The organism is Anaerosphaera multitolerans (assembly GCF_004006535.1).
GTDB classification, from domain to species: domain Bacteria; phylum Bacillota; class Clostridia; order Tissierellales; family Peptoniphilaceae; genus Anaerosphaera; species Anaerosphaera multitolerans.
Genome location: NZ_RLIH01000023.1, coordinates 1 through 12298, shown reverse-complemented (window position 1 = coordinate 12298; position 12298 = coordinate 1). Strand labels below are relative to the sequence as shown.

At 36.7% G+C, this 12298-nt stretch carries 7 protein-coding genes; 5 read left to right on the top strand and 2 right to left on the bottom strand.

Features of this window, described 5'->3' with window-relative positions; all coding sequences use genetic code 11:
- Both EF514_RS10315 and EF514_RS10310 read right to left on the bottom strand, forming a co-directional pair.
- Positions 1-699, bottom strand: a complete 699-nt coding sequence (locus tag EF514_RS10315) for a CPBP family glutamic-type intramembrane protease (protein WP_127725374.1) — start codon at positions 697-699, stop codon at positions 1-3.
- Positions 700-707: 8 nt separating this feature from the next.
- Positions 708-1517 carry a zinc dependent phospholipase C family protein gene (locus tag EF514_RS10310; protein WP_164845591.1) on the bottom strand — a complete coding sequence of 270 codons (810 nt, stop codon included), beginning with the start codon at positions 1515-1517 and terminating at the stop codon, positions 708-710.
- 187 nt (positions 1518-1704) lie between these two features.
- Here EF514_RS10310 and rpoB point away from each other — a divergent pair, with 187 nt between their 5' ends.
- The 5 genes from rpoB to fusA all read left to right on the top strand — a co-directional run bounded on the left by rpoB (position 1705) and on the right by fusA (position 12271).
- Positions 1705-5469: a DNA-directed RNA polymerase subunit beta gene (gene rpoB / locus EF514_RS10305; protein ID WP_127725375.1), complete on the top strand. Its 3765-nt coding sequence runs from the start codon at positions 1705-1707 to the stop codon at positions 5467-5469.
- A gap of 34 nt (positions 5470-5503) precedes the next feature.
- Positions 5504-9079, top strand: coding sequence for a DNA-directed RNA polymerase subunit beta' (gene rpoC, locus EF514_RS10300; protein ID WP_127725372.1), 3576 nt, complete (start codon positions 5504-5506; stop codon positions 9077-9079).
- Between the two features lie 129 nt (positions 9080-9208).
- Positions 9209-9622 carry a 30S ribosomal protein S12 gene (gene rpsL, locus EF514_RS10295; protein WP_127725371.1) on the top strand — a complete coding sequence of 138 codons (414 nt, stop codon included), beginning with the start codon at positions 9209-9211 and terminating at the stop codon, positions 9620-9622.
- Between the two features lie 90 nt (positions 9623-9712).
- Positions 9713-10183 carry a 30S ribosomal protein S7 gene (gene rpsG, locus EF514_RS10290; protein WP_127725370.1) on the top strand — a complete coding sequence of 157 codons (471 nt, stop codon included), beginning with the start codon at positions 9713-9715 and terminating at the stop codon, positions 10181-10183.
- A 15-nt stretch (positions 10184-10198) separates the two neighbouring features.
- Positions 10199-12271: an elongation factor G gene (fusA, locus tag EF514_RS10285; RefSeq protein WP_127725369.1), complete on the top strand. Its 2073-nt coding sequence runs from the start codon at positions 10199-10201 to the stop codon at positions 12269-12271.
- The last annotated feature ends 27 nt before the right edge of the window (positions 12272-12298 follow it).

Sequence of the window (12298 nt, the reverse complement as noted above, 5' to 3'; positions counted from 1 at the left end):
TTATACTAAATAAAGTGGCATTATTATAAGGTAGTCAAAGAGAAAATGAACTGCCCACATTAATGAAGGGCGCATACTTTTCTTCCAAAGATAGCCGTAGAAAATAGTTGGAAGACCTATCATTATAAGACATTGAAGTACGTTATAATCATAAGTTGCCAAATGGAAAAGTCCAAATATAGTTGAAGTTATAATCCATGAAATCCAATATCTGTTTTTATCTTCATAACTGAAACTTCCGTTAAATAGAAAGAAAGTTGAAATTTTATAAGCTTCTTCAGCAAACATAGACCAAGCCAATACAATGGTAAGTGATATTAAAGATGTGTCTTCCACAGTATATATTATGGGATTGTCCACAGCGTCTATAGAGTTTGCAGTAAGTATCATTATAATAAATACAGCTATATATTCCACTATCAGCATCCCTACTATTAGTTTTATTTTAGACCAAAGGTTAAGCTCAGGTCTGTCTTTCTTTTTTACAATTGAAGATATGATAAAAAAACCTATTGTAGCGGGGAAAAAATAAACTAAAGAGCTTACAAGATCAATATAGTAAAGTACGTTGCTGCTGAAATAGCCTATTATTTCACCAATAATGTTAAAAATAGTAAAAAGACCTAAAAATATTATAAACTTATGTTTTTTGTCTTTATCTTTTAATGGATGTGAGTCCATGGTGTTTATTTCTTCCATAATACCTCCTATATGTTGAGTATACCGTTAAAGTTAAAATAAAAATCCTCATCCGGTAACTCGTCTTTAAAAACATAATCCAAAGCATTATATATTAATTTAGGTGCTAAGTCCAAGGTGCTGTTAAATAAATTGAAAAGTACTTTATTGGAATGAGCGCTACCCGGTAGAGGCTCCTGTCTCATAACCTGACCGCCTATAGTGCTTTTAACACCTAGTATTTTCATTGTGCTTAAAATTACAGTTTCTTTAATTTTACTTTCGCTGTGAAAGAATTTTTTCCATTTATAGAAGTTATCTAAAGAGGTATAAAAACTTTTTTCGTCAATTGAACTATAACTTTTATAAAGAGGAAGAATATCTTTAAAAGTATTTTTATTTCTAGGCACTAAATCTTCCATATGAAAGGCGGTGGGATTTAAATTGTCGACTTTTAAAAGATACCTGTCCAATTCTGATTCCACTTCTTGATGGGTATAGTTCTTAGTACTTAAATTATTTACAGCAGGGTGAATTTTAGAATCCAGTATAAAGTGACAGATAAAACCTACGGTGTAGGAAAGAGCGGGGGAATTTAAAGGTTGGGATTTTAAATAGTCCATATTTCTATCCAGAAAGTCCTTAAGGCTTTTATTGTGAATAAAAACTCCGGGGGGAACTTTTTTTAGAAAGAATTTAGGGTTGAAAAATAAAAAGTCCGGACCTTGCTGCCCCAACAGATACTCTTCCTTGTAATTTAAAGTCACTTTATATAGATCGCTATTAAATTTTTCTCTTATCATTAATCCGAATTTATGATGTGTATATATGCTTGCCATAAAAATCATCCTTAATTAATTTACTACATACATTATACCCCATAAAAGAGAAAGCCAAAAAAGCTTGCAAAAAAGAGGAGATAATGATAATATAATAAATTGCATAATATTAAGTTAGAGTGGAGTAGTGTTCTCTAAATTAGATAGCAGAATTTACTGCGCATAAATTTGAGGGGTGAATAATTTAATGGTACATCCTGTGAAATATGGGAAGAGAGAGAGGATGAGTTTTTCTCGAATTGAAGAGGTTTTAAGTCTTCCAAACCTTATTGAAGTGCAGACTTCTTCTTTTGAATGGTTTTTAAAAGAAGGACTAAGAGAGGTTTTTGAAGATGTATCTCCAATAGAGGATTATTCAGGTAATTTGATTTTAGAGTTTGTCGATTACTATGTTTCCGATGAAATAAAGTATGATGTCGATGACGCTAAACAAAGAGATACTAACTACAGTGCACCTTTAAAGGTAAAGGTTAGGTTGATTAATACGGAGACGGGAGAAGTTAAAGAACAGGAAGTTTTTATGGGCGACCTTCCGTTGATGACACCTAACGGTACTTTTATTATAAACGGTGCAGAACGTGTTGTAGTATCACAACTAGTAAGAAGTCCAGGAGCTTATTACAAAGTTGAAACTGATAAAACAGGAAAAAAACTCTATTCTTCTACTTTAATTCCCTATCGTGGGGCTTGGTTGGAATTTGAAACTGACGCCCAAGGGGTTATTAACGTAAGAATTGACAGAACCAGAAAAATTCCAATAACAATACTTTTAAGAGCAATTGGTGTGGAATCCAATCTGGAAATTACAGAACTTTTAGGTGAAAGTGAAACACTTTCAAAAACCTTTGAAAAGGATCTTACTTCTAATAAAAATGAAGCTTTGCTAGAAATTTATAAGAAGTTAAGACCGGGAGAGCCACCAACTATTGATTCGGCAAAGTCTCTTTTTGAAAATATGTTTTTTGACAATAAGAGATATGATTTGGCTCACGTTGGAAGGTACAAGTTCAATAAAAAGCTCTGTGTAAGTGCAAGAATAGCAAATAAATATTCTGCAGAGGATATTATAAATCCTGAAACCGGAGAGGTTCTAGTTTCTCAAGATGAATTTATAACTGAAGAAATTGCACAGAACATTGAAAATTGTGGAATAAACAGAGTTGTAGTAAGGATGAAATCCTCACGTGAAGATGAAGTTGACAAAGATGTAATTGTAATTGGAAATAATTTCAGCTTTGCAGATGAATTTGAGTTACCTTTTGACTTAAAGGAACTTGGTTTTAAAGAAAGAATATACTATCCGCTGTTTAAGGAAATTGTGGAAGAGTATGAAGATGATATTGAAAAATTAAAAGAAGAACTGAAAAGTAATATGAATTTACTAAGTCCTAAACACATTATTGTAGATGACATTGTGGCGGCGGTAAATTATGAATTCGGACTTTCCTATTCAGTGGGAGTAGTAGATGATATTGACCACTTGGGAAATAGAAGAATTAGAAGTGTAGGAGAGCTTTTACAAAATCAATTTAGAATTGGAATTTCCAGAATGGAAAGAGTTATTCGTGAAAGAATGACAGTTCAAGACGTAGATGCTACTACACCTCAATCATTAATTAATATTAGACCGGTTACAGCGTCGATTAAAGAGTTTTTCGGTTCTTCACAGTTATCGCAATTTATGGATCAAAACAACCCCCTATCAGAATTAACCCACAAGAGAAGGTTATCTGCACTTGGACCTGGTGGATTAAGCAGAGATAGAGCTGGCTTTGAAGTGCGAGATGTCCATAATTCACACTACGGAAGGATGTGTCCTATTGAGACGCCTGAGGGCCCGAACATAGGTCTTATCACATCTTTAACAACTTACGCTCGAATTAATGAATACGGATTTATTGAAACTCCCTATAGAAAAGTAAAATTGGGAGAGGGAATAGTTACAGATGAGATTGAGTATTTAACGGCAGATTTTGAATATGAACAAATAATAGCTCAATCAAATGAAGAATTAGATGAAAACGGAAAATTTGTCAATGACAGAGTAGTTGCAAGAGGACATGAGGGTATAGTTGATATTTTCGATTCCAAGGAAATAACCTACATGGATGTATCACCTCAGCAAATAGTTGCTGTAGGTACTGCAATGATTCCGTTTTTGGAAAATGATGACGCCAACAGGGCGTTAATGGGTGCAAATATGCAACGTCAAGCAGTTCCTCTACTTACTACGGAATCTCCGATAATAGGAACGGGTATTGAGTATAGAGCTGCAAAGGACTCTGGAGTTGTAATTATTGCAACAGATGATGGCGAAATAGTAAAGGTTGATTCCACTGAAATAAGTTTAAAAAGAGACCAAGATGGTGTTATAGACAGATATAGACTTCATAAATTTGTGGGAGGTAACCAAGGTACTACTATTAACCAAAGGCCTATTGTTAAAAAAGGCGACAAGGTTAAAAAAGGTGAAATAATAGCTGACGGACCAAGTACCGATCAAGGAGAATTGGCTCTTGGTAAAAATATCTTAATAGCATTTATGAACTGGGAAGGTTATAACTTTGAGGATGCTATATTAATAAATCAGGAACTGGTTATAAATGACACTTTAACTTCACTTCATATTGAAGAATATGAATTGGAGGCAAGAGATACTAAATTGGGACCTGAGGAAATTACCAGAGATATTCCAAATGTCGGCGACGATATGTTAAAGGATCTTGATGAAAGAGGAATTATCAGAATCGGAGCAGAAGTCAATCCGGGGAATATACTTGTTGGAAAAGTAACTCCTAAGGGAGAAACTGAACTTTCTGCTGAAGAAAGACTTCTTAGAGCTATTTTCGGAGAAAAGGCAAGAGAGGTTAGAGATACTTCTTTAAGACTTCCTCACGGTGAAAGCGGAATTGTAGTAGACGTTAAGACTTTTACCAGAGAAGAAGGCGACGAACTTCAACCGGGCGTAAATGAAATGGTTAGAGTTTTTGTGGCAACTAAGAGGAAAATTCAAGTTGGAGATAAGATGTGTGGACGTCACGGTAACAAGGGTGTTATTTCCAGAATACTACCCGAGGAAGATATGCCGTATATGCCTGACGGTACACCTATTCAAATAGTATTAAATCCGCTGGGAGTTCCTTCCCGTATGAATATAGGACAGGTTTTGGAAGTCCATCTTGGACTTGCTGCTAAGAAATTAGGCTGGCACGTTGCCACTCCTGTATTTGACGGAGCAAATGAACAGGATATAATAGACTCCTTAAACGAGGCGGGATATCCTACAGATGGAAAAATTCAATTAAGAGACGGAAGAACCGGAGAGGAATTTGACCACCCTGTAACAGTGGGATATATGTATATGTTAAAGCTTCACCACTTAGTTGACGAGAAAATTCACGCTAGAAGTACTGGACCTTACTCATTAGTAACTCAACAACCGTTGGGCGGTAAGGCCCAATTTGGTGGACAGAGATTTGGAGAGATGGAAGTTTGGGCTCTTGAGGCCTATGGTGCAAGTTATACTCTTCAAGAGATGTTAACTGTAAAAAGTGATGATATTGTGGGAAGGGTAAAGACCTATGAGGCAATTGTAAAAGGCGAAAATATACCTCAATCAGGAGTGCCGGAATCATTTAAAGTATTAATTAAGGAGTTGGAATCTTTGGCTCTTGAAATTAAAGTACTAGATGATGCGGGTAATGAAGTAGACCTTCAAGCTGATGAGGATGATTTAGATAGAATTGACAGCATTGGAACAGAGGACAAAGAAGAGATTACTGAATTAATTGAGAATACTCAAGCGCCTGTACAAGGATCCATTAGAAGAATATCCAGTGACGATATAGAGGATTCTGAAGACGATGAAATTGTTGAAGAAGAGGAAGATTTTGACGGTAGTTTTGAAGAAGATTTTGTATCTTTAGATGACCTACAGGATTTTGATGAGTAATGTAACATTACTTCAAGAAAGGAGAGAGTGCTCCTTGAGCGAACATGATTTATTTCATTCAATTAAGATAGGGCTTGCTTCACCGGAAAAGATTAGAGAATGGTCCTATGGAGAAGTAAAAAAACCTGAAACTATTAACTATAGAACTTTAAAACCTGAAAAAGAAGGTTTATTCTGTGAAAAGATTTTTGGACCGATTAAAGACTGGGAATGTAGTTGCGGAAAGTACAAAAGAGTGAGATACAAGGGTGTAGTATGTGAAAAATGTGGCGTTGAAGTGACAAAATCAAAGGTGCGTCGTGAAAGAATGGGTCACATTGAACTTGCCGCTCCTGTATCACATATTTGGTATTTTAAGGGAATTCCATCAAGAATGGGGCTTATTTTAGATATGAGTCCAAGAGCTTTGGAAAAAGTTCTTTACTTTGCTTCCTATGTTGTAACTTATGTGGAAGCCGGTGAAACTGTTTTATATGAAAAACAGCTTTTAACGGAAACTGAATATAGGGAATACAGAGCTGAATACGGCGATAAATTCAGAGCTAAAATGGGAGCTGAAGCCATAAGAGAGTTGTTGCAGAAAATAGACCTTGAAAGTGAATCAAAAACTTTGGCGGAGGAGCTTGAAACTGCAACAGGTCAAAAAAAGGTGAGAATTTCCAGAAGGTTGGAGGTTATTGAAGCTTTCATTCAATCGGATAATGAACCGGAGTGGATGATTTTAGATGCAATTCCTGTAATACCGCCTGATCTTAGACCTATGGTTCAATTAGATGGTGGACGATTTGCAACTTCCGACTTAAACGACTTGTATAGAAGAATTATAAATAGAAATAACAGACTTAAAAAACTGCTTGACATCAATGCGCCGGACATAATAGTTAGAAATGAAAAGCGAATGTTACAAGAGGCTGTAGATGCTTTAATCGATAACGGAAGAAGGGGAAAACCGGTAACAGGACCTGGAAACAGACCTTTAAAATCTCTTTCTGAAATGTTAAAGGGTAAACAGGGTAGATTTAGACAGAATCTACTAGGTAAGCGTGTAGATTATTCAGGACGTAGTGTAATAGTAGTAGGACCTGAACTTAAATTTTACCAATGTGGACTACCTAAAAATATGGCTCTTGAATTGTTTAAGCCTTTCGTAATGAAAGAGCTTGTGGGAAGAGGACATGCCCACAACATTAAAAGTGCTAAGAGAATGGTTGAGAGAACGAGAGCTGAAGTTTGGGACGTACTGGAGGATGTAATAAAAGACCATCCTGTGCTTTTAAACCGTGCTCCTACACTTCACAGATTGGGAATTCAAGCTTTTGAACCTGTGCTTGTAGAAGGTAAGGCTATAAAACTGCATCCTTTGGCATGTACGGCTTATAATGCCGACTTTGACGGAGACCAAATGGCGGTTCACTTGCCGCTTTCAATGGAAGCTCAAGCTGAGGCCAGACTTTTAATGTTGGCAACAAATAACATTTTAGCCCTTAAAGACGGAAAACCTATAACCACTCCTACTCAGGATATGATCTTAGGTTGTTACTACTTGACCATTGGAAGAACAGACAAACTTAAGGGCGACGGAATGATCTTTGAGGATTATGACAGAATGCTTCAAGCTTACTATTGCGGTTTCCTACATCTGCAATCCCATGTGGGGGTGAGAAGATTTGCCGATGAAAATGATAAGGTGGGTAAAGTGGTACATTCCACTGTGGGAAGATTTATAATGAACTCCTTTATTCCTCAAGATCTGGGTTTTATAGACAGAAGTGTGGATAAGTATTCTCTTGAAGTGGATAAGGTTATAGATAAAAAGACTTTAGGAATTATAGTTGAAAAGACCTATAGAAAACATGGAAATATAAAGACTGCTGAAGTTTTAGACCATATTAAGGAAACGGGATACCACTATTCCACAATTGGAGCTATTTCAATTTCCATGGGTGACGTAGAGGTTCCGGATTCAAAACCTGAAATTTTGGCAAGAGCTGAAGTGGAAGTTAACAAGTATGAAAAAGCCTATAGAAGAGGTTTGATTTCAGATGAAGAGAGATATGAAAAAGTAATTGAAATTTGGAACGATGCAACTGAGGAATTAACTACTGAAGTAATGGACAGTTTTGACCACTTAAATAACATCTATATAATGGCTGATTCAGGAGCCAGAGGTTCCAAAAACCAAATCAGACAGTTGGCAGGTATGCGTGGACTTATGGCATCGCCTTCCGGTAAGACTATTGAGGTTCCTATTAAGTCCAACTTTAGAGAGGGACTTTCAGTATTGGAGTTTTACATGTCGGCTCACGGTTCCCGTAAGGGATTGGCGGATACGGCTCTTAGAACGGCGGACTCAGGATATTTAACCAGAAGGCTTGTAGACGTTTCTCAACAGGTAATTATAAAGGAAGAGGACTGCGGTACAGACGAATACCTACTGGCTAAGGCCTTTACTGACGGTAAAGAGTTAATAGAAAGCTTAAAGGACCGTATTGAAGGCAGATATTCCTTTGAAGATATTGTAGATCCAAATACCGGAGAGATAATAGTAGCTGAAAATGAAGAAATAAGCGATGAGGATGCTGAAAGAATAGAAGCTGTAGGAATTACTGAAGTAAAAGTACGTTCTGTTCTCGGATGTAAGAGTAAGAGCGGCGTATGTTCACATTGCTACGGCAGAAACCTTGCTACGGGAAATAAAGTAGGTATAGGGGAAGCTGTTGGAGTTATTGCTGCTCAATCCATTGGAGAGCCGGGAACTCAGCTTACAATGCGTACTTTCCATACGGGAGGAGTTGCGGCGGCATCGGATATTACACAAGGTCTTCCGCGTGTTGAGGAATTATTTGAGGCGAGAAAGCCAAAGGGGCTTGCTGTAATAGCTGAAATTGACGGTACTGTTGAAATAAAGGAACAGAATAGAAAACGTGAAGTTATAATCACCTCTTCAGAGGGAGAAAGACAAAGCTACAATATAGTTTACGGTTCCAGAATAAAAGTTAAAAATGGAGACTATGTTGAAAAGGGAGCTGAATTAACTCAAGGTTCAGTATATCCTCAGGATTTACTAAGAGTTAAAGGTCCAAAGGGCGTTGAAGAATATATAATTAAAGAGGTTCAAAGAGTTTACAGACTTCAAGGGGTTGACATAAACGATAAACACATTGAAATAATAGTTAGACAGATGTTATCTAAGTACAAAGTTGAGGATCCGGGCGATACCGGATTTCTACCGGGCTCTCTAGTAGATGCAAATGAATTTAAGCTAACAAATAGAGAAATGGAAGAAGAGGGTTTAAATCAGGCTACGGGAGAAGTAAACTTACTGGGAATTACTAAGGCTTCATTGGCCACTGATTCCTTCCTATCAGCTGCTTCCTTCCAAGAGACTACAAGAGTTCTTACAGATGCTGCTATTAAAGGCAAGGAAGATAAGTTAAACGGCTTAAAGGAAAATATTATTATTGGACAACTAATACCGGCTGGAACGGGAGTTAGAAAAAACAGGAAAGTTCAAATAGGAATTTCTGAAAAACTGAAAGAAAACTTTAATTTACTTGAAAATTCCGAGTTTCTTGATGAAAAAGCTGTTGACTTAAAGTACGGTGAATGATAAAATAATTTAGTATTTAAGAATGCTATTAAGACTACCTTTGAGGTAGTCTTAATAGTGTTATGAGTTTTTAATCGGGTTAGTACTACTATGTAGTAATAATATAAATTTAAACAAGGAGGTGCCTTAATGCCAACAATTAACCAATTAGTTAGAAATGGTAGAAAAAAGGTTGAAACAAAGTCTAAATCACCAGCGCTTGAAGTGAACTATGACTCTTTGAGAAAAGTGGAAACAGAAGTTAACTCACCACAAAAAAGAGGAGTATGTGTAGCTGTAAGAACAGTAACACCTAAGAAGCCTAACTCAGCACTTAGAAAAGTTGCCAGAGTACGTTTGACTAACGGATATGAAGTTATGGCTTATATACCGGGAATTGGACACAATCTTCAAGAACACAGTGTTGTTTTAATTCGTGGTGGAAGAGTTAAAGACCTTCCGGGTGTGAGATATCACATAATAAGAGGAACTTTAGACACAGCAGGTGTTGACTCAAGAAAGCAATCAAGATCTAAATATGGTACAAAAAAACCAAAGAACTAATTTGATTTTTTAGACTTTTATATAGATTTTTTGGCTTACGGGTATGCCTGAGTACCAATGAATCAACTATAATAGTTAAGGAGGGAAGTTATGCCAAGAAAAGGACATATACAAAAAAGAGAAGTGATGGCTGACCCAGTTTATGATGACGTTGTTATAACTAAGCTTATTAACAACGTAATGTTAGACGGAAAAAAGGGTACAGCTCAAAGGATAGTTTACAAAGCTTTGGAAACTATAGCTGAAAGCACAGGTGAAGATGCTTTAGAAGTGTTTTACAAGGCCTTAAATAACGTAATGCCTGTACTTGAAGTAAAGGGTAGAAGAATCGGAGGAGCAACCTATCAAGTTCCTATCGAAGTAAGACCTGAGAGACGTCAAACACTTGGACTTAGATGGATAGTAAAATTTGCAAGAGCAAGAGGGGAACATACTATGGACCAAAGACTTGCTAAGGAAATTTTAGACGCATCTAATGGACTTGGTGCAAGCGTGAAGAGAAAAGAAGAAATGCATAGAACAGCAGAAGCTAATAAAGCCTTTGCTCATTATAGATGGTAATAAGGGAGGAAGCCGATGGCTCGAGAAATACCTTTAAAGAATGTAAGGAATATAGGTATTATGGCTCATATTGATGCCGGTAAGACTACTACTACAGAGAGAATTCTTTACTATACAGGTAAAATTCATAAGATTGGGGAAACTCATGAAGGTGCGGCTCAAATGGACTGGATGGCACAGGAGCAGGAAAGAGGTATTACAATTACCTCTGCAGCAACTACTGCCTTTTGGAAAGATCACAGATTAAACATTATAGACACACCTGGGCACGTTGACTTTACCGTTGAAGTAGAGAGATCACTTAGAGTACTAGACGGTGCCGTATCACTATTTGATGCTAAAAGTGGAGTTGAACCTCAATCAGAGACAGTTTGGAGACAAGCTGATAAATATCACGTTCCAAGAATAGCTCACATTAACAAAATGGACGTTACAGGAGCTGATTTCTTTAGATCAATTGAAACTATTAAAAAGAGACTTGGAGCAAATCCAGTACCAATTCAAATTCCAATAGGAGCGGAAGATCAATTTATAGGAATGATCGACCTTGTTGAAATGGTAGCGGAAATTTATAAAAATGATGATGGAACAGAAATTGAAATTACTGATATTCCAGATGATTATAAAGATTTAGCAGAAGAATATAGAGATAATTTAATTGAAAAAGTTTCTGAGTATGATGAAGATTTAATGGTTGCTTACCTTGAAGGTGAAGAAATCGACAAGGAACAACTTAAAGGAGCAATCAGAAAGGCAACTATTCAAGTAGAAATTACCCCTGTAACTTGTGGTTCTTCTTATAAGAATAAGGGAGTTCAATTATTGCTTGATGCTATAGTTGCATACCTTCCATCACCACTTGATATTCCTGCTATAACAGGAACATCACCAGATGGTGAAGAAATTATTGAAAGACATGCTTCAGATGAAGAACCTTTATCTGCACTTGCTTTTAAAATAGTTACAGATCCATATGTTGGAAAACTTGCTTACTTTAGAGTTTATTCAGGAACATTAAAATCCGGTTCTTATGTTTTAAACTCATCAAAGGGCAAGAGAGAAAGAATCGGTCGTATTCTTTTAATGCATGCTAACAAGAGAGAAGAAGTGGAAGAGGTATATGCAGGAGAAATTGCTGCAGCTGTAGGTCTTAAAGATACTACAACTGGAGATACTCTATGTGATGAAAAAAATCCTGTTATACTTGAGAAAATGGAGTTTCCGGAACCTGTTATCTCAGTAGCTATTGAACCTAAGACTAAAGCTTCACAGGATAAAATGGCAATTGCACTTCAAAAACTTTCTGAAGAGGATCCTACATTTAGAACTCATACAGATGATGAAACAGGTCAAACTATTATTTCAGGAATGGGAGAACTTCACCTTGATATAATAGTAGACAGGCTTTTAAGAGAATTTAAAGTAGAAGCAAATATAGGTAATCCGCAAGTTTCTTACAGAGAAACAATTACTAAACCTGCTGAGGGTGAAGGCAAGTATGTACGTCAATCAGGTGGTCGTGGACAATACGGTCACGCTAAGATAAAAGTACAACCACTTGAACCGGGTAGCGGAATCGTATTTAAAAATGCCATTGTTGGAGGAGCTATTCCGAAGGAATTTATTGGACCGGTACAACAAGGTATTGAGGAAGCGTTGAAGTCAGGTGTAGTTGGCGGATATGAAGTACTTGATATTGAAGTTACACTTTATGACGGTTCTTTCCACGACGTTGACTCTTCAGAAATGGCCTTTAAGATAGCGGGCTCCATGGCTATTAGAGATGCGCTTACAAAGGGAGATCCGGTATTACTTGAACCTGTGGAAAAAGTTGAAATTACAACTCCGGAAGAGTACATGGGTGATGTAATTGGAGATATAAACTCAAGACGTGGAAGAATGGAAGGAATGGAGTTAATAGGTGGAGCACAAATAGTTACTTGTTTCGTACCACTTGGAGAAATGTTCGGTTATGCAACTTCTCTTCGTTCAAACACTCAAGGAAGAGCGAACTACTCAATGCAATTTGATCATTATGAACAAGTACCTAAGAACATTGCGGAAGAAGTACTTGGAGATAAAAAGTAAACTAAATCCTTAAGGAGGTAATTTAAA

Bases quoted from the DNA above. Each gene is read 5' to 3' on its own strand.
- rpoB (WP_127725375.1), top strand. From the start codon at position 1,705: ATGGTACATCCTGTGAAATATGGGAAGAGAGAGAGGATGAGTTTTTCT.
- EF514_RS10310 (WP_164845591.1), bottom strand. From the start codon at position 1,517: ATGGCAAGCATATATACACATCATAAATTCGGATTAATGATAAGAGAA.
- EF514_RS10315 (WP_127725374.1), bottom strand. From the start codon at position 699: ATGGAAGAAATAAACACCATGGACTCACATCCATTAAAAGATAAAGAC.
- rpsL (WP_127725371.1), top strand. From the start codon at position 9,209: ATGCCAACAATTAACCAATTAGTTAGAAATGGTAGAAAAAAGGTTGAA.
- rpsG (WP_127725370.1), top strand. From the start codon at position 9,713: ATGCCAAGAAAAGGACATATACAAAAAAGAGAAGTGATGGCTGACCCA.
- fusA (WP_127725369.1), top strand. From the start codon at position 10,199: ATGGCTCGAGAAATACCTTTAAAGAATGTAAGGAATATAGGTATTATG.